Annotated in this window: 18 protein-coding genes; 15 read left to right on the plus strand and 3 right to left on the minus strand. The window is 67.7% G+C overall.

The window, feature by feature from the left end:
• Positions 1-13 precede the first annotated feature (13 nt).
• Positions 14-661 (plus strand): hypothetical protein, encoded by a 648-nt coding sequence (locus LK409_RS19925; RefSeq protein ID WP_010929514.1) that lies wholly within the window; start codon positions 14-16, stop codon positions 659-661.
• A 426-nt stretch (positions 662-1,087) separates the two neighbouring features.
• Positions 1,088-2,794 (plus strand): 2-isopropylmalate synthase, encoded by a 1,707-nt coding sequence (gene leuA, locus LK409_RS19930; protein ID WP_010929515.1) that lies wholly within the window; start codon positions 1,088-1,090, stop codon positions 2,792-2,794.
• Between the two features lie 140 nt (positions 2,795-2,934).
• Here the strand turns inward: leuA and LK409_RS19935 are convergent, their stop codons facing one another.
• Positions 2,935-4,188: an amidase gene (locus tag LK409_RS19935; protein WP_076879839.1), complete on the minus strand. Its 1,254-nt coding sequence runs from the start codon at positions 4,186-4,188 to the stop codon at positions 2,935-2,937.
• A 267-nt stretch (positions 4,189-4,455) separates the two neighbouring features.
• Between LK409_RS19935 and LK409_RS19940 the strand changes: the two genes are divergently transcribed.
• From LK409_RS19940 to LK409_RS19985, 10 genes are all read left to right on the plus strand, one after another.
• Entirely contained in the window at positions 4,456-5,493 is a 1,038-nt protein-coding gene (locus LK409_RS19940) for a substrate-binding domain-containing protein (protein WP_010929517.1), read from the plus strand.
• On the plus strand, positions 5,490-6,500 hold the full coding sequence (locus LK409_RS19945; protein WP_003815914.1) for an ABC transporter substrate-binding protein: 1,011 nt from the start codon (positions 5,490-5,492) through the stop codon (positions 6,498-6,500). The genes LK409_RS19940 and LK409_RS19945 overlap by 4 nt, the downstream gene beginning before the upstream one ends.
• 1 nt (position 6,501) lies before the next feature.
• Positions 6,502-7,317 (plus strand): ABC transporter permease, encoded by an 816-nt coding sequence (locus LK409_RS19950; RefSeq protein WP_010929518.1) that lies wholly within the window; start codon positions 6,502-6,504, stop codon positions 7,315-7,317.
• Between the two features lie 11 nt (positions 7,318-7,328).
• Positions 7,329-8,162 carry an ABC transporter permease gene (locus LK409_RS19955; protein WP_041937327.1) on the plus strand — a complete coding sequence of 278 codons (834 nt, stop codon included), beginning with the start codon at positions 7,329-7,331 and terminating at the stop codon, positions 8,160-8,162.
• The gene (locus LK409_RS19960; RefSeq protein WP_003815920.1) at positions 8,159-9,142 is read left to right on the plus strand and encodes an ABC transporter ATP-binding protein; all 984 of its coding nucleotides are present in this window, start codon (positions 8,159-8,161) and stop codon (positions 9,140-9,142) included. The genes LK409_RS19955 and LK409_RS19960 overlap by 4 nt, the downstream gene beginning before the upstream one ends.
• 22 nt (positions 9,143-9,164) lie before the next feature.
• Positions 9,165-9,986 (plus strand): phosphodiesterase, encoded by an 822-nt coding sequence (locus LK409_RS19965; RefSeq protein WP_010929520.1) that lies wholly within the window; start codon positions 9,165-9,167, stop codon positions 9,984-9,986.
• Positions 9,987-10,091: 105 nt separating this feature from the next.
• Positions 10,092-11,132: an ABC transporter ATP-binding protein gene (locus LK409_RS19970; RefSeq protein WP_010929521.1), complete on the plus strand. Its 1,041-nt coding sequence runs from the start codon at positions 10,092-10,094 to the stop codon at positions 11,130-11,132.
• A 42-nt stretch (positions 11,133-11,174) separates the two neighbouring features.
• Entirely contained in the window at positions 11,175-12,467 is a 1,293-nt protein-coding gene (locus LK409_RS19975) for an ABC transporter substrate-binding protein (RefSeq protein WP_010929522.1), read from the plus strand.
• Between the two features lie 10 nt (positions 12,468-12,477).
• Positions 12,478-13,353, plus strand: coding sequence for a carbohydrate ABC transporter permease (locus tag LK409_RS19980; protein WP_003815927.1), 876 nt, complete (start codon positions 12,478-12,480; stop codon positions 13,351-13,353).
• Complete coding sequence (locus LK409_RS19985) at positions 13,350-14,150, plus strand: carbohydrate ABC transporter permease (RefSeq protein WP_003815929.1); 801 nt, start codon at positions 13,350-13,352, stop codon at positions 14,148-14,150. Before LK409_RS19980 ends, LK409_RS19985 begins: the two co-directional genes overlap by 4 nt.
• Before the next feature lie 240 nt (positions 14,151-14,390).
• Here the strand turns inward: LK409_RS19985 and LK409_RS19990 are convergent, their stop codons facing one another.
• On the minus strand, positions 14,391-14,708 hold the full coding sequence (locus tag LK409_RS19990) for a hypothetical protein (protein WP_010929523.1): 318 nt from the start codon (positions 14,706-14,708) through the stop codon (positions 14,391-14,393).
• 90 nt (positions 14,709-14,798) lie between these two features.
• Positions 14,799-15,146: a DUF1840 domain-containing protein gene (locus LK409_RS19995; RefSeq protein ID WP_003815933.1), complete on the minus strand. Its 348-nt coding sequence runs from the start codon at positions 15,144-15,146 to the stop codon at positions 14,799-14,801.
• Between the two features lie 287 nt (positions 15,147-15,433).
• Between LK409_RS19995 and argS the strand changes: the two genes are divergently transcribed.
• The 3 genes from argS (at position 15,434) to LK409_RS20010 (ending at position 18,503) form a co-directional block, all read left to right on the plus strand.
• Positions 15,434-17,119: an arginine--tRNA ligase gene (gene argS / locus LK409_RS20000; RefSeq protein ID WP_010929524.1), complete on the plus strand. Its 1,686-nt coding sequence runs from the start codon at positions 15,434-15,436 to the stop codon at positions 17,117-17,119.
• A gap of 9 nt (positions 17,120-17,128) precedes the next feature.
• A complete protein-coding gene (locus LK409_RS20005) occupies positions 17,129-17,812 on the plus strand; it encodes an SPOR domain-containing protein (RefSeq protein WP_010927242.1) in 684 nt (227 codons plus the stop codon).
• A gap of 61 nt (positions 17,813-17,873) precedes the next feature.
• Positions 17,874-18,503, plus strand: a complete 630-nt coding sequence (locus tag LK409_RS20010) for a thiol:disulfide interchange protein DsbA/DsbL (RefSeq protein WP_003815939.1) — start codon at positions 17,874-17,876, stop codon at positions 18,501-18,503.
• The last annotated feature ends 67 nt before the right edge of the window (positions 18,504-18,570 follow it).

Consider the following 18,570-nt stretch of genomic DNA (forward strand, 5'->3'; position numbering starts at 1 on the left):
TACAATATTTTGCATGATGAATCCCACTTCGCCCGAACGCATCCGCCAGGACGGCCGCCTGATCGGCCAGGCCTTGTTGAAACTGGCGCTCCCCCGCCTGATATTCCGGATCGTGGTGGTCGCCATCGCCGCCGTCATCTGGCTGCTCGTGGCCGCCTGGCTGCTGGCCTTCGGCAAGTCGCTGTCGTTCGAGGGCATGCATGCCCTGGGCCAGCAGACCGTCGACATGCTGACCCGCGTCAACCCCTACTTCTGGTGGGGCGTGGTGGCGATCTGGTCGCTGATCGTGTTTTTCTCCATACGCGCCTGGCTGGGATCCAGCATCGCCGCTGGCCGCGCCGCCGTGGTCCCCACCGACGTGCTGTCCGACCTGGCGCCGCGGCTCTCGCCGGAGGTCCTGGACGTGCTGCGCTGGGTGTGGGGCGAGCGCGAAGAACCGCTCACCGTGGGCGATTCGCAACGCGCCCACACCGAACTGCGGCATAACCGCATCGGCAAGATCGCGCTGGTGCGCGAGCAATCCGGCATCCTGGATGCGCCGGCGCACCGGCCGGGCCCCGACGAGCGCCCCGGCGCGGCGCGCCATGCCGAGCCGCGGATTACCGAACCGCGCGCGGTCGAGCCCAGGCTCGCCGAGCCGCATATCGGGCCGGCGCGCTGAGCGCCTGGGCGCATCCCGGACCGGCCTGACGGCGCGCCCTGGCGCGCCGTTTACATTTGCGCTGCGCCGGGAAATGTGTTTGACTATAGGTTATGGCCGCCCAACGCACCTTCCTCGCGATTGCCTACGACCGCTCCAATGCGGCCGTGGCCGGCCTGCGCCTCGCGGTGTCCCCCACCGCCCTATCGCTACTACGCCTACCGATCGGTTGCCGGGCCTAGTGCCCCGTGGTAGCTCGGCAGCCGTACGCTCGCCACACGCGTTTTCCCCCGTTTTATTAAACTGAATCTGGCCGATTTACGGCCAAACTGCCCGCGAAACGACCAACGCAATGCAGTGGGCCAGCCCCATGCGCGGCCGTCACCATGGCCGACGCCATTACCGCTGGCTCTACGGGATTCACAAGAAACCGATCGAGGTGTACTGATGATGCTCGCCAACCCCGCCACCAAATACGTACCGTTCCAACCCTTTGCGCGCGACTTCGCCGAGCGCACCTGGCCCAGCCGCCGCATCACCCAGCCGCCCATCTGGATGAGCACCGACTTGCGCGACGGCAACCAGTCGCTGATCGAGCCCATGAGCGTCGAACGCAAGGTGCGTTTTTTCGAGCAGCTGGTGAAGATCGGCTTCAAGGAAATCGAAGTGGGCTTCCCTTCGGCGTCGCAAACCGACTTCGACTTCGTGCGCAAGCTGATCGATGAAAAGCGCATCCCGGACGACGTCACCATCATCGTCCTGACCCAGTCGCGCGAAGATCTCATCAGCCGCACCGTCGAGGCCGCCGCCGGCGCCAGGCAGGCCATGATCCACCTGTACAACGCCTGCGCTCCGGCTTTCCGCAAGATCGTGTTCAACATGAGCCGCGACGAAATCAAGAACATCGCGGTCACCGGCACGCGCATGGTCAAGCAGTACATGGCGAAGTACCCGCAAACGCAATGGCGCTACGAGTACTCGCCCGAAGTCTTCAGCACCACCGAGCCCGAATTCGCGCTCGACGTCTCCAACGCGGTGGCCGACGAATGGTACGCCACGCCCCAGCGCAAGATGGTGCTCAACCTGCCGGCCACCATCGAGGCGACTTCGCCCAACATGTACGCCGACCAGATCGAGTGGATGCACAAGAACCTCGCGCGCCGCGACAGCATCGTGTTGAGCGTGCACCCGCACAATGACCGCGGCACCGCCGTGGCGGCCGCCGAATTCGCCGTGATGGCCGGCGCCGACCGCATCGAGGGCTGCCTGTTCGGCAGCGGCGAGCGCACCGGCAACGTCGACCTGGTCACGCTGGCGCTCAACCTCTATACGCAGGGCGTGCACCCCGGCCTGGACTTCTCCGACATCGACGAAGTGCGCCGCTGCGCCGAGTACTGCAACCAGTTGCCGGTCCATCCGCGCCATCCGTACGCGGGCGACCTGGTCTTCACGGCATTCTCCGGCTCGCACCAGGACGCCATCAAGAAGGGCTTCGCGCAACAGCAGGCCGACGCTCCCTGGGAAGTGCCTTACCTGCCGATCGACCCTGCCGACCTGGGCCGCAGCTATGACGCCGTCATCCGCGTCAACAGCCAATCGGGCAAGGGCGGGGTGTCCTACCTGCTCGAACAGGAGCACGGCCTGGTCTTGCCGCGCCGCCTGCAGATCGAATTCAGCCGCGCCATCCAGCGCGTTACCGACGAAACCGGCCGCGAGGTATCCTCGGACGACGTCTACACGATCTTCGACAGCGAATACCTGGCGCAGCAGCAGCCCTGGCAGCTGGTCCGCCACCGTATCGACGGCGATCCGTCGGCCGGCGAGGGCAAGCACTTCAGCATCGAGGCCGAACTCAGCTTCAACGGCGAGCGCCGCATCGTGAAGGGTAGCGGCGACGGCGCGATCTCGGCCTTCGTGGCGGCGCTGGACGTGCCTGTGCGCATCATGGACTACCACGAGCACGCCATCGGCACCGGCACCGACACCCGCGCCGCCTGCTACGTGGAAGTGCGCGTTGGCGATTCGCCCACCGGCTTCGGCGTAGGCATCGACCGCGACATCGTCACTGCCTCCTTCAAGGCTGTGCTGGGCGCCGTCAACCGCCATCACGTCGCCGCCACGCAAGCCACCGAAACCGAAGCCGTCGCCGCGTAACCCCTCGGGTGCCCGTCCCCGCCGGGACAGGCACTCCTGCCGCATGGCGTACAGCAGTGTGCCTGTCCCGGCGGGGACAGGCACCCTTGCCGCAGGAGTCGCTCCCCGTGCGGGGACCGGCACCCGCTACCCCGGCAGCGTCAATCCGCCGCCAGCACGCCATTCATCCAGCGCGCGATCGCCAGCAGGCGCTGGTCGTCGCGAAACCCTCCCACGACCTGCAGCCCCACCGGCAAGCCTTGCGGCCCTTGCGCGAACGGCAGGTGCACGCACGGTACGCCGAACAAGGTCCAGGCCCGGCAGAACAGCGGATCGCCGGTGCCCTGGTCGTAGAACGGCGCCTCGCCGGTAGCGCTGGGCGCCAGCAGCACGTCGTAGCGCTGCAGCCATTCGGCCACTTTCGCGCGCGCCTGCCCCGCCTGCGCCAGGTGGGCCAGGTATTGCTCGGCGGTCAGCGCGGCGCCGGCCTCCAGCATCGCCGCCAGCTTGGTGCTCAGTTGCGATGGGTAGTGGATGCGTTCGAAAGCCAGCGCCTGCGCGGCCTCGTAGGCCATCACATCGCTATGCAGCGGCGCCAGCTCCTCCACGACGGCGCCCGCCTGCGAAAGCGCGCGCGCGGCGCGCTCGAACGCTGCACGCGTTTCGGGCAGGGTATGGCGCCATTGCGGGCTGCGGAACATGGCCACGCGCGGGGTGCCGTCATAGCGCAATTCGCGCAGCCGCGCATCGCGCATCAAGACCGAGGCCAGCAAGGCCACGTCGTCGACGCTGCGCGCGAACATGCCGACGGTATCGAGCGTTTCGGCCAGCGATTTCAGGCCGGCGCGCGAAATGCGTCCGAAACTGGGCTTGTAGCCCACCACGCCGCAGTACGCGGCCGGCCGTATCACCGAGCCGGCAGTTTGCGTGCCCAGCGCCAGCGGCACCATGTCGCCGGCCACGGCCGCGGCCGACCCGCTGGACGAGCCGCCCGGCGTATAGGCCGTGTTGCGCGGATTGCGCGTGGGGCCGGGGTGGTAGGTGGCGAACTCGGTGGTGGCGGTCTTGCCCAGCACCAACGCGCCCGCGTCGCGGCACAGCGCGACCGCGGCGGCGTCGGCGCGCGGCTGATGCGATTGGTAGATGCCGGACCCATAGGCGGTGGGCAGATCGGCTGTGTCGAACATATCCTTCACGCCCAGCGGCAGGCCGTGCAGCACGCCGCGTATCGGGCCACGGTCGAGTTCGCGCGCGGCGGCCAGCACGGCGTCCGGACGCAGCGCGGTCCAGGCCTGGACCTCCGGCTCGCGCTGCTCGATACGAGCCAGACAGGCCCGCGCCAATTGCTCGGCCGTCAGGTCGCGCCGATTCAGCAGGCGCGCGGCCTCGGACGCGCTGATGCGATTCAGGTTCATCGCTTTCCCCATTCCCCAATGATGTCTTTATGCACGACTCGGATTGCAATATGCGCGACGCCGCAATATTTGTTTTCGGAACGCGCGCGCCGCGCTTCGAGTGTAGAAGCAACCCGGCGCATGGCGCAAAACTTGCGGCACTGCACGATGCAATGTCGTTGGCGCTTTGGGAAATTTCGACTAAGGTGGCGCCGTGACACATCGTTGTCATGCTGCATGCCTAGAATGAAATCGTTTTCATCGTGACAATTCCTCGCGAGGCACGCTGTGAGCCGCAAGCCGCCAGGCCGACCATCTATCATCGAGATCGCCCGCAAGGCGGGCGTATCTCCCGCCACAGTATCGCGCGCCTTCAACCAGCCCGCGCTGCTCAAGCCCGATACGCTCGCGCATATCGAAGCGGTCGCGCAACGCAGCGGCTTTCGGCCCAACCGCGTGGGCCGCAGCCTGCGCGCCGGCCGCTCGCGCACCATCGGCCTGCTGCTGCCCACGCTGACCAACCCGGTATTCGCCGATTGCTTCGAGGGCGCCGAACAGTATGCACGCCGCGCCGGCTACAGCGTCATGATGGCGACGACCAACTACCAGCCCGCGATCGAGGCCGACGCCGTGCAGGCGCTGATCGACCACCAGATCGACGACCTGATCCTGACCGTCGGCAACCCTGCCCGCAATGCCACGCTGCAAGCCCTCGAACAGGCGCAGGTGCCGCATGTGCTGGCCTATAACGAATCGGGGTCGCACCCTTTTGTGTCGGTCGACAACCGCGCCGCCGCGCGCGACATGGTGCAACGCCTGGCCGATCTGGGACACCGCCGCATCGCGCTGGTGACCGGGCCGCTGGCCGCCTCGGACCGGGCGCGGCGCCGCCTCGAAGGCGCGCGCGCCGCGGCCCGCACGCTGGGGCTGGAACCTGTGGCGCACCTGGCCATGCCCACGCACACCGCCTCGAACCTGTCCACCCTGCAGCAGGCCGTGCAGGCCGCCCATGCCCCTACCGCGCTGTTCTGCTCCAACGATCTGCTGGCCACGGCCGTCATCGCGCATCTGGTCGAACTGGGCCTGCGCGTGCCGCGCGACATCTCGGTGTGCGGCTTCGACGGCGTGGCGATCGGCGCATTGATGGTGCCCACGCTGTGCACCGTCGCGCAACCGAGCCGCGACATCGGCGCGGCCGCGTGCGCCCGCCTGCTGGCCCACATGGAACAGGGCGTGCCGATCGAATCGGCGCGCCTGCCCTATCGCATCTTCCCTGGCGGCACCGTCGCCGCCGCCCCACGCCCCGAAGAGGAACCCTCACCATGAAACGCATCATCCAGGCCGCGTTGCGCGGCACGCTGCTGGCGTTGGCGATCGGCGCCGGCGCCGCCCAGGCGCAGAACGCCATCTGCTACAACTGTCCGCCCGAATGGGCCGACTGGGCCACCCAGCTCAAGGCCATCAAGGAGGCCACCGGCATTACGGTGCCCGGCGACAACAAGAACTCGGGGCAGGCATTGGCGTCGATCGCCGCCGAAAAGGCCAACCCGGTGGCCGACGTGGTGTACTACGGCGTCACGTTCGGCATCCAGGCCGACAAGGACGGGCTGGTGCAAAGCTACAAGCCGGCGCATTGGGACGCAATCCCCGACGGCATGAAGGATCCCGACGGCAAATGGTTCGCCATCCACTCCGGCACACTGGGCTTCATGGTCAATGTCGACGCCTTGCGCGGCAAGCCGGTGCCCAAGTCGTGGGCCGACCTGCAAAAGCCCGAGTACCGCGGCATGGTGGGCTACCTGGATCCGGCCTCGGCCTTCGTCGGCTATGTCGGCGCCGTGGCGCTGAACCGCGCGCTGGGCGGCACGCTGGACAACTTCGATCCCGCCATCGACTGGTTCAAGAAGATGCGCGCCAACCGGCCCATCGTGCCCAAGCAGACCGCCTATGCGCGCGTGCTGTCGGGCGAAATCCCGATCCTGATCGACTATGACTTCAACGCCTATCGCGCCAAGTACAAGGACGAGGCCAACGTCGACTTCGTCATCCCGGCCGAAGGAACCATCGCCGTGCCGTACGTGATGAGCCTGGTGGCCAACGCGCCGCATGCGGACAACGGCCGCAAGGTGCTGGATTTCACGCTGTCCGAACGCGGACAGGCCATCTGGGCCAATGCCTTCCTGCGCCCGGTCCGTGCCGAGGCGATCTCGGCCGAGGCGCAGAAGAAGTTCCTGCCCGCCAGCGAATACGCGCGCGCCGGTACGGTGGACTACGTGAAGATGTCGGCGGCCCAGCGCGGCTTCTCCGAACGCTACGCCAAAGAGGTGAATTGATATGCAGCGCCGCGGATGGCTGTTGTTCGCTGCGCCGGCCGCGGCGCTGTTCCTGGCCTTCTGGCTGCGGCCCATGGCCAGCCTGGCGCTGACCGGCGCCACCGTCGAGGAAGGCCACTCGGCGTATTACATCGTGGTCACCAGCCCGCAGTACTGGCGCAGCCTGTTCAATACCGTGGCGCTGTCGCTGGTCGCCACGCTGGCCACGCTGTTGCTGTCGCTGCCGATCGGCCGCTTCCTGGCCTGGCACCGCGAGTTCCCCGGACGCCGCGCGCTGGTCGCGCTGCTGATGTTCCCGCTGGCGTTTCCCGGCGTGGTGGTGGGTTTCCTGATCATCCTGCTGGCCGGCCGCCAGGGCGTCATCGGCTCGCTGACCGAATGGATGACCGGCGAGCCCATGGTGTTCGCCTACGGCATGGGCGGGCTGTTCCTGGGCTACCTGTATTTTTCGCTGCCGCGCACCATCGGCATGATTTCCGCGGCGGCGCAGCAGATCGACGTCAGCCTGCTGGAGGCGGCCCGCACGCTGGGCGCGCGGCCGTGGCGCCGCTTCGTCGATATCGAGCTGCCCGCGCTCACGCCCGCGCTGCTGGGCGCCGGCGCCATGAGCTTCGCCACCAGCATGGGGGCCTTCGGCACGGCGTTCACGCTGGCCACGCAGATCGACGTGCTGCCTTTGACGATCTATAACGAATTCACCAACTACGCCAATATTCCGGTGGCGGCGGCGCTGTCCATCGTGCTGGGCCTGGCAACCTGGGCGGTGCTGTATGCCGCGCACAGCCTGGCCGGCGCGCGCGCCGGCGCGGGCGCTTGAGGGAGGCCGGCATGTCCGCGATGTATTCCAAGACCGACGCCCGCCTGGGCCTGACCGTCACGCTGGCGGTGGCCGCGTTCCTGATCGGCCCGGTGGTGCTGTCCGTGCTGGCCGGCCTGACGCGCAACTACTTCGTGGGCCTGGAAAGCGGCCTGACCCTGCGCTGGGTGATCGAAGTCTGGGATCTGTACGCCGATACGATCTGGCGCTCGTTCGCCGTGGCGCTGCTGACCCTGTTGGTCTGTACGCTGACCGGGGTGCCGGCGGCCTGGGTCCTGACGCTGCACCACGGCCGGATGGCGCGCGCGCTCGAGGAACTGCTGACCCTGCCGGTGGCCGTGCCGGGGCTGGCCTCGGCGCTGGCGCTGATCGTGTCCTGGGGCACGGTCAGCGGCCTGCGCGGCAGCATCTGGTTCATCGTGATCGGCCACGTGCTTTTCACGCTGCCCTTCATGGTGCGGGCCACCCGCGCCAGCATGGCCGGCGCCGATCTCGCCACGCTGGACGAGGCAGCCGCCACGCTCGGCGCGTCGCGGCTGCGCCGCTTCCTGACCGTGGTCGTGCCCAACGCGGCGCCGGGTATCGTGACCGGCGCGCTGACCGTGCTGACGCTGTCGATCGGCGAATTCAATCTCACCTGGCTGTTGCACACGCCGTTGACCAAGACGCTGCCGGTCGGCCTGGCCGACAGCTATGCGTCCATGCGGCTGGAGATCGCCTCGGCTTATACCCTGGTGTTCCTGCTGATGCTGATGCCGCTGCTGGTCGGCCTGCAATGGCTGGCCGACCGCGGCGAACGCCATGCCGCCAATGCTCCCATTACCAACGAGAAGACCGCAACATGAGCGCCTCTGTATCGATCACGCTGGAAAACTGCGCCAAGACCTGGCCGGACGGCTCGCGCGCGCTGCAGGCGCTGGACCTGCACATTCCGGGCGGCGAGATTCTCGCACTGCTGGGGCCCTCGGGCTGTGGCAAGACCACGCTGCTGCGGCTGATCTGCGGCCTGGAGCAGCCCGACGCCGGCACCCGCATCCTCTATGGCGACGAAGACGTCACCGCGCTCGCCCCGGAAGCGCGGGGAGTTGGCGTGGTGTTCCAGAGCTATGCGCTGTTTCCCAACATGACGGTGGCCGACAACGTCGGCTATGGCCTGCGCGTACGCGGCATGGCCGAGGCGGCGCGCACGGCGCGCGTGCGGCAGATGCTGGAACTGGTACAGCTGCAGGCCCTGGCCGGACGCCGCATCTCGCAGCTTTCCGGCGGCCAGCGCCAGCGCGTGGCGCTGGCGCGCGCGCTGGCCATCGAGCCGCGCGTGCTGCTGCTGGACGAACCCCTGACCGCGCTGGATGCCAAGCTGCGCGAGCACCTGCGCGTCGAACTGGCGCAGATGCTGCGCGGCCTGGACATCACCACCATCATCGTCACGCATGACCAGGACGAGGCCATGATGCTGGGCGATCGCATCGCGGTCATGTCGGCGGGCCGGCTGGAACAGATCGGCCATGCCGAAACGCTGTACCGCGAGCCCGCCACCGACTTCGTCGGCGAGTTCCTGGGCACGCTGTGCCGCGTCCGCGCGGCCACGCGCGACGGCCTGCTGGTTGCCGGCGACGAACCGCTGGCATTCCGCCCGCATCACGCCCGCCTGCAGGCGCCGTGCGACGGAGCGCTGCACGCTCGCGTGCTGGCCCGCTTCTTCCTGGGCGGCTCGGTACGCTACGAAATCGGCCTCGACGACGGCCAGCAGTTCGCCGCCATCGCGGCGCCCGACAGCACCTATCAGACCGGCCAGTCCGTCAGCGTGGTGCTGGCGGCCCATTGAATTTCCTGGAACATCGAACGCCATGCTTATCGCCCAAATCAGCGACCTGCACATCCGCATGCCGGGCCAGAAGGCCTATCGCGTGGTCGAGACCGACCGCTACCTGCCGCCGGCCGTGGCGGCGCTCAACCGCCTGGAGCCGGCGCCGGACCTGGTCATCGTCAGCGGCGACCTGACCGACTTCGGGCGCCCGCAGGAATACACGCACCTCAAGCAGATGCTCGACGCGCTGCGCGCGCCTTACCATGTACTGCCCGGCAATCATGACGACCGCGTCCAGCTTGCCGCCACCTTCGCCGATCACCCTTACTTGCGCGAGGCCGGCGAGTTCGTGCAATACACCATCGAGGACCAGCCGCTGCGCTTCATCGTGCTCGACACGGTGGTGCCGCAGCAAAGCCACGGCGCATTGTGCGAACGCCGCCTGCAATGGCTGGCGCAACGGCTGGCCGAACAACCCGGCCGTCCGACCGTCATCGTGATGCATCATCCGCCGTTTCGCACCGGCATCGCCCACATGGATGCCATCGGCCTGCTGGCCGGCGCGCCCGAGCTGGAGGCCCTGGTCGCACGCCATTCCAACGTCGAACGCATCATGTGCGGCCATTTGCACCGCACCATTTTCCAGCGTTTCGGCGGCACGATCGCTTCCACCTGCCCCAGCCCGGCCCACCAGGTCGCGCTGGATCTGCGGCCCGACGGCCCGTCGGCGTTCGTCATGGAACCGCCCGGCTTTCACCTGCACGAATGGCGCGATGGCGCGCTCGTGACGCACCATGCCTATATCGAGAGCTATCCGGGGCCGTATCCGTTCCACGAGGGCGGGGAACTGATCGACGAGTGAAACAAGCGCCGCCGCTGACATGGCGGCGTCATGTTTGCACCGCAGAATGAAAAGGATTTCATTTGCGGCCAGAATTGAGCTTCCGCGCAACAAACAAGAAATGGCATGTCTCATCTCGTTCTGGACGACCTTACCAAGCAATACGGCGAAGCCGCGGCGATCTCCGGCGTCAGCTTCACGGCGCCGGCCGGCAGCTTCACGGTTCTGCTCGGTCCCTCGGGGTGCGGCAAGTCGACCACGCTGCGCATGATCGCCGGGCTGGATACGCCCACCTCCGGCCGGATCCGCATCGGCGACCGTGACGTCACCGACCTGCCGCCAGCCAAGCGGCGCATCTCGATGGTGTTCCAGTCGTACGCATTGTTCCCGCACCTGAGCGTGCGCGAGAACATCCTGTTCGGCCTGAAGGTGCGCAAGGAGCCCGCGCGCGACTACGAACGGCGGCTTGCGCGCGTGGCCGGGCTGCTGGGCCTGCAAGCCTTGCTGGACCGCAAGCCGGCCCAGTTGTCGGGCGGCCAGCAGCAGCGCGTGGCGCTGGGGCGCGCGGTAATCTCGGAGGCGCCGGTATGCCTGATGGACGAGCCCCTGTCGAACCTGGACGCACAGCTGCGCCATGACATGCGGCGCGAAATCCGCGCGCTGCAGCAGGAGCTTGGCATCACCATGGTCTACGTCACCCACGACCAGACCGAGGCCATGAGCATGGCCGACCAGGTGGTGCTGATGCGCGGCGGGCGCATCGAGCAGCTCGATACGCCGGATGGCCTGTACGCGCGGCCGGCCACCGAATTCGCGGCGCGCTTCATCGGTACGCCCCCCATGAACCTGATCGCCCTGGACACGCACGACAGCCGGCCCGTCGTCGCCGGCACCCAGGGGCCGGCCCTGGCGAACGCGCCGGCCGGCGCCGCCACGCTGGGCCTGCGGCCCGAACACATCCGCATCGATGCCGACGGCATGCCGGCCGTCATCGAAAGCGTGGAATATTTCGGCGCCGATTCGGTGGCGGTATGCCGCCTGGGTTCGTGCGGCGGCGTGGCGGTGCGGGTCAATGGCCACCTGCGCAGCGCGCCGGGCACGACGGTCTGCCTGGCCTGGCCCGACGAACGACAGCATTTCTTCGCCGCCGACGCGGCGGTTCTGTGAACCACCGGACGCACAGCGCGCCGATTTTTTAGGAAAGCCCCCATGCGACGCATTGTTCTCAAAACCCTCGCCGCCGGCCTGGCCGGTGCCTTCCTGGCGCTGCCGGCGCAGGCGCAACAGCCCGTCGAAGTCGAGTTCTACTATCCGGTGGCCGTGGGCGGCCCCATCACCAAGATCGTCGACGACATGGTGGCGGATTTCCACAAGGAAAATCCCGATATCCGCATCAAGCCGATCTACGCCGGCACCTACCAGGATTCGATCGCCAAGGCGCTGACCGCGTTGAAGGGCGGCACGCCGCCGCAGCTGGCCGTGCTGCTGTCGACCGACATGTTCACGCTGATCGACGAAGACGCCATCGTGCCCGTCGACGGCCTGGCCAAGAGCGATGCCGACAAGAAATGGCTGGGCGGCTTCTACGACGCCGTCATGCAGAACAGCCGCACCGGCGGCCACGTGTGGGGCGTGCCGTTCCAGCGCTCGACCATCGTCATGTACTACAACAAGGACCTGTTCAAGGAAGCCGGCCTGGATCCCGAGCGCGCGCCGGCCACCTGGGACGAACTGGTCGAGTACGGCAAGAAGCTGACCAAGAAGGACGCCAACGGCAACGTCTCGCAGTGGGGGGTCAAGATCCCGTCGGGCGGCGCCTTCGCCTATTGGCTGTTCCAGGCGCTGACCACGCCCAACGACGCCATCCTCATGAACGAGGAAGGCAGCCAGGTGTACCTGGACAAGCCGGCCGTGGTCGAGGCGGCGCAGTTCTGGCAGGATCTGTCGGTCAAGCACGGCGTCATGCCCAAGGGCACCATCGACTGGGGCACCACGCCCAAGGACTTCCTCGAGAAGAAAGCCGCCATCGTCTGGACCACCACGGGCAATCTCACCAACATCCGCAAGAACGCCGACTTCCCGTTCGGCGTGGCGATGATGCCCAAGAAAAAACGCGGCGGCAGCCCCACCGGCGGCGGCAACTTCTACATCTTCAAGAGCGGCACGCCGGCGCAGCAGCAGGCCGCGCTGAAGTTCGCCCAATGGGCCACCACGCCCGAGCGCGCCACCGACTGGAGCATCGCCACCGGTTACGTGGCGGTGACGCCCGCCGCCTGGCAGACCGAGCGCATGAAGAAGTACGCCCAGGAAGTGCCGGCAGCCACGGTGGCGCGCGACCAACTGGAGGTCAGCGTGGCCGAGTTCTCCACCCACGAGAACCAGCGCGTGACCAAGGTGCTCAACGATGCGCTGCAGGCCGCGCTGACCGGCTCCAAGACGCCGCAGCAGGCCCTGACGGACGCGCAGCGCGAAGCCGATCGCGTGCTGCGCTCGTACAAGTGATGCGCAGCGCATGAGCCGCACGACGCAAGCGGTGTACGGCTGGCTGCTGTTGCTGCCAGCCGTCGTCCTGCTGGCCGCCTTCACCCACTACCCGGCGCTGGCCACGCTGTGGCACAGCTTCTTCTCCACTCCCAAGGGCAGCCGGCCGGCGCGCTTCGTGGGGCTGGAGAACTACGCGCTGCTGCGCGACGACCCGGTGTTCTGGCAGTCGCTGTGGAACAACCTGTGGTTCGCGCTGGGTACGATCCCGACCTCGATCGCCATCGCGCTGGCCATGGCGCTGTGGGTCAACGGCAAGCTGCACGGTCGCGGCTTCCTGCGCATGGCGTACTTCACCCCCACCGTGCTGCCCATGGTGGCGGTGGCCAATATCTGGCTGTTCTTCTACACGCCGCAGTACGGACTGATTGCGCAAGTCATGCAGTGGTTCGGCCTGGCCGGCCCCAACTGGCTGGGCAGCCGCGACACCGCCTTGCCGGCGTTGATGATGGTGACCGTGTGGAAGGAGTCGGGCTTTTTCATGATCTTCTACCTGGCCGCCCTGCAGACGGTGTCGCCCTCGCTGCGCGAGGCCGCCATGCTCGAAGGCGCCTCGCGCTGGCAGTATTTCCGGCGCGTGCTGTGGCCGCTGCTGATGCCCACGACGCTGTTCGTGCTGGTCAACGCCCTGATCAATGCGTTCCGGCTGGTCGACCACGTCGTGGTCATGACACGCGGCGGCCCCGATAACGCCAGCACGCTGCTGCTGTTCTACATCTATCAGGTCGGTTTCAGCTTCTGGGACACCGCCTACGCGGCCACGCTGACCGTGGTGCTGCTTGCCGTGCTGGCGGCCACCGCGCTCATCAAGTTCCGCTGGCTGGACCGCAGGACACACTATCAATGAACCGCACGCTGGATACGCTCGGGGCCTGGCTGCTGGGCCTGCTGTGGATACTGCCGCTGGCCTACGCGGCCTGGGCGGCGTTTCATCCGCCGGCCTACGCCACGCGCTTCGACCTGCTGGCCCCGCTGACGCTGGAGAACTTCGCGCGCGCCTGGAACGCCGCGCCGTTTCCGCGCTATTTTCTCAACACCTTCCTGCTGGTCACCATGGTGCTGGCCGCGCAGCTGGTGCTGTCCACGTTGGCGGGCTACGCCTTCGCGCGCTTCGAGTTCCGCGGCCGCGACTTCGTGTTCATGCTGGTGCTGCTGCAGCTGATGGTGATGCCGGACGTGCTGCTGGTGGAGAACTACCGCTCGATGAGCCTGCTGGGGGTGCGCGATACGGTGTTCGCGGTCGGCTTGCCGTACTTCGCCTCGGCCTTCGGCATCTTCCTGCTGCGCCAGACCTTCAAGACCGTGCCGCGCGAACTGGAGGAAGCGGCGCGGGTCGAGGGCGCCAGCCCCTGGCAAGTGCTCATGAAAGTCTATGTGCCGCTGGCGCGTCCCATCTACGTGGCCTACGGCCTGGTATCGGTCAGCCACCACTGGAACAACTTCCTGTGGCCGCTGATCATCACCAACTCGGTCGAATCGCGCCCGCTCACCGTCGGCCTGCAGGTGTTCTCGTCGACCGACCAGGGCATCGACTGGTCGGTCATCACCGCCGCCACGCTGCTGTCGGCCGCGCCGCTGCTGGTCGGCTTCCTGCTGTTCCAGCGCCAGTTCGTGCAATCGTTCATGCGCGCGGGGATACGCTGAAGGAGGACGGGTGCCTGTCCCCGGATGGAGCATGGGTGCCTGTCCCCCTGCGGACACAGGCTCCCCAAGTTTGCGGGAGCCAGTCCCCCTGCGGACACAGGCTCCCCAAAGTTTGCGGGAGCCAGTCCCCCTGCGGACACAGGCTCCCCAAAGTTTGCGGGAGCCAGTCCCCCTGCGGACACAGGCTCCCCAAAGTTTGCGGGAGCCAGTCCCCCTGCGGGGACAGGCTCCCGGGTATGGTTAATGGCCTACAATCAGCCCGGGCAGATCCACCACGATGCGGGCCTTGCCCAGGGCCAGCGCGGCCTGTTCGGCGAACTCGCGGCTTTCCTTGGCGTCGCCCGACAGGGTGTCGTAGCCCAGCGCATCGGCCACGCCCAGGATCTTGTCCAGCAACAGCACCTTGCCGCTGGGGCGCAGCGGCTCGCAGCCGAGCATTTCCCAGGCACTGTCGAACCAGTCGCGCGCGGCGGCGGCCGCCTGCACCGAGGGTTCGACGTCGACGCTCAGGTCGACGGTGCGGCGGGCATCGAAAACAACGGTCACTTCGCTGCGCATCGACGGATCTCCTGGTGGTGGCGCGGGGGCATCCCTGCGCACAGTATGCGCAAGAACCCGCGCGGAAAATGTCAGGCTTGCGACATTGCGCTACCAGCCGCGCGAGACTTCCCAGGTCAGGTCGGCCCCGGCCGCGGCAGTCTTCCTCATCATGTCCAGCAGCGGAAAGGCGCGCTGGTGCAGGCCCACGGCGAGCTCGATCGGATGCACCGGCTCCTTGTCGGGATGAGGCTCGTCATCGTCGGGCGGGCTGCGATCGGCGGCGGCAATGGCGCGCTCCAGCCCGGTGATGGCCGATTGCAGCTGGTCCGCGGTGAACACGCCGCGCTCCGGAATAGCGTCGCGAAAGCTCTTGCCGGCGGCGCGCAGCAGGGGCGCAGCATCGTCGGTGCGCATGAGAACCTCGGCCGCGACCTTGGAATGGAATGTAATGAGCATGTTGCGGACTCCCATACGGATAATTTCATACACTACCGCAAGCTGCGCGGACTGCCAACTGCACGGCCCGACACCCCGATGCGGTCCCGGACGGCCGGATTGCAGCCCAATTCAGCTATGATCTAGGCATCTTCCATGACCGTCATGACTGCCGGTACGTCCCGCGTCGCCGACCGTCCCGCTTGCGCGGACACCTCCGCCAGACGCCAGGGCGGCCGCCCGGCGGGTCCGCCCGCCCCGCGGCGCGCCAGACCTGCCGCCGCCACTTACCATTCTGCCGATTGCCCATGCTCCTCGAGCAACAAAAACAACTGATTTCCCTGATCCAGGCCGCCGTCGCGCAATGCCTGCCCGAGGCGCAAGCCCAAGTCCAGCTCGAGCGCCCCAAGGTCGCGGCGCACGGCGATATCGCCACCAACGTGGCCATGCAGCTGGCCAAGCCGGCGCGCCGCAACCCGCGCGAGCTGGCCCAGGGCATCGTCGATGCGCTGATGGCGCAGCCGCAGGCGCGCGAACTGATCCAGGATGCCGAGATCGCCGGCCCGGGCTTCATCAATTTCCGCCTCACCCCAGCTGCCCGGCAGGCGGTGGTACAGGCAGTGGCCAGCCAGGCCGACGCCTACGGCCGCGCGCCGCGCAATGGCGAGAAAGTACTGGTCGAGTTCGTCTCGGCCAACCCGACCGGCCCGCTGCACGTCGGCCATGCCCGCCAGGCAGCGCTGGGCGATGCCATCTGCCGCCTGTATGACGCCAGCGGCTGGGACGTCACTCGCGAGTTCTACTACAACGATGCCGGCAACCAGATCGACAACCTGGCCATCAGCGTGCAGGCGCGCGGCCGCGGCATCGCGCCGGACGCGCCGGACTACCCCACCGACGGCTACAAGGGCGACTACATCGTCGAAATCGCGCGCGATTTCGCGGCGCGCAAGTCGGTGCAGGCCTCCGACGGACAGCCGGTCACGGCCACCGGCGATCTCGACAGCCTGGACGATATCCGCGCCTTCGCCGTCGCTTACCTGCGCCGCGAGCAGGACCTGGACCTGCAGGCTTTCGGCCTGGCCTTCGACAACTACTTCCTGGAAAGCAGCCTGTACGCCTCGGGCCGCGTCCAGGAAACGGTCGACACGCTGGTCGCCAAGGGCCACACCTACGAGGAAGGCGGCGCGCTGTGGCTGCGCACCACCGAGCTGGGCACCGGCGACGACAAAGACCGCGTGATGCGCAAGAGCGAGGGCGGCTATACCTACTTCGTGCCCGACGTGGCCTATCACAAGGTCAAGTGGGAGCGCGGCTTTCACCACGCGGTCAATATCCAGGGCAGCGACCACCACGGCACCGTGGCGCGCGTGCGCGCCGGCCTGCAGGGGCTGGAAGCCGGCATCCCCAAGGATTTCCCGGCCTACGTGCTGCACAAGATGGTCAAGGTGATGCGCGGCGGCGAGGAGGTCAAGATTTCCAAGCGCGCCGGCAGCTACGTCACCATGCGCGACCTGATCGACTGGGTCGGCCGCGACGCGGTGCGCTATTTCCTGATCCAGCGCCGCGCCGATACGGAGTTCGTGTTCGACATCGACCTGGCCCTGTCCAAGAGCGACGAGAATCCGGTCTACTACATCCAGTACGCGCACGCCCGCATCTGCACCATGATCGGCAATTCGGGCGCGAGCGCTGCAGAGATCGCGCAGGCCGACACGGCGCTGCTGACCGCGCCGTCCGAATACGCGCTGCTGCAGCGCCTGGCCGAGTTTCCCCAGGTGGTGGCGCTGGCCGCGCAAGAGCTGGCGCCGCACCACGTGGCGTTCTGGCTGCGCGATTGCGCCTCCGACTTCCACGCCTGGTACAACGCCGAACGGGTGCTGGTCGACGAACCAGCCCTGAAGCTGGCGCGCCTGCGGCTGGCCGCGACCACGCGCCAGGTGCTGGCCAACGGCCTGGCCCTGCTGGGCGTCTCGGCCCCGGACCGGATGTAACCCCCGCACATGGCCACCAAGCGTAAATCGACCCGGCGCTCCAAGGAGCGCGGCAGCACCATGTACGGTGTGCTGGCCGGCCTGCTGATCGGCCTGATCGTCGCCGCCGCTGTCGCGTTCTACGTGACCAAGGCGCCCATGCCGTTCGTCGACCGGGCCACCCGCCAGCCCGACCAAGGCAAGCTGCCCGATCCGCGCAACGCGCCCGACCCCAACCAGGGGTTGTACGGACGGGACGGGGCAGCCGGCACGCCGCCCACCGGACCGACCGCCACCGCGCCGTCGCCGCTGCCTGGCGTAACGCCCGGCGCGCCGTCCAGGCAACCGGACGACCTGGGTGCGCTGATCGCCACCCTGCCCAACCTGGACCGCGCTCCCGCCCCCGCCGCCACGCCCGCCCCGGCGGCCAAGTCCGCCAAGCCGGCCGCCCCCGCGGCCAGCGCAACGCCGGCCGCGCCGGCATCCGGCACCTATTTCCTGCAGGCCGGCGCCTATCGGGTGCTCGAAGACGCCGAAGCCCTGCGGGCGCGCATCATCCTGCTGGGATTGCCGGTGGTCATGCAGCGCGCCGAAGTCAACGGCGTACAGGTCAACCGGGTGCGCGTCGGTCCATTCGGACGCCTGGACGACATGAATCGCGCCCGCAGCAGGCTGGGCGAGAACGACATCAAATCCGCGGTGGTGCGACAATGAATCGCCATGGAACTTCCCCGCGGCATCCGCAGTCTGTAACGCTTTAACTCAGGAATTCGAGATGCAGTCGACCACGTTTACCCGTCTCCTGGCCGCCGCCGCCCTGGCCGCGACGACCCTGTTCGCGCCCGCCACCCAGGCCCAGGGCGCGCAGCAGTACGTGAACATCAACCCGCCGATGCCGTCCGACACCCCGGGCAAGATCGAAGTCCTGGAGTTCTTCGCCTACACCTGCCCGCACTGCGCCGCCATCGAACCCATGGTCGAGGACTGGGCCAAGACCGCGCCCCAGGACGTGGTGCTCAAGCAGGTGCCCATCGCCTTCAACGCCGGCATGAAGCCGCTGCAACAGCTCTACTACACGCTGCAGGCGCTCGAGCGCCCCGACCTGCACCCCAAGGTCTTTACCGCCATCCACACCGAGCGCAAGCGCCTGTTCGACAAGAAAGCCATGGGCGAATGGGCCGCCAGCCAGGGCGTGGACCGCGCCAAGTTCGATTCGGTATTCGATTCGTTCAGCGTGCAGACGCAGGTGCAGCGCGCCTCCCAGCTGGCCGAGGCCGCCCATATCGATGGCACCCCGGCTTTTGCCGTGGGCGGCCGCTACATGACTTCGCCCGTGCTGGCCGGCAACGACTACGCCGGCGCCCTGAAGGTGGTGGACCAGCTCATCGTCCAGTCCCGCAAGTAGGCAGGGCGGCCCCGGCCGCCCCCGACGCCACAAAGCCTCCGTCCATGCGGAGGCTTTGTCGTTGATG

It is taken from the genome of Bordetella parapertussis (assembly GCF_020735925.1).
Taxonomy (GTDB): Bacteria; Pseudomonadota; Gammaproteobacteria; order Burkholderiales; family Burkholderiaceae_B; genus Bordetella; species Bordetella pertussis.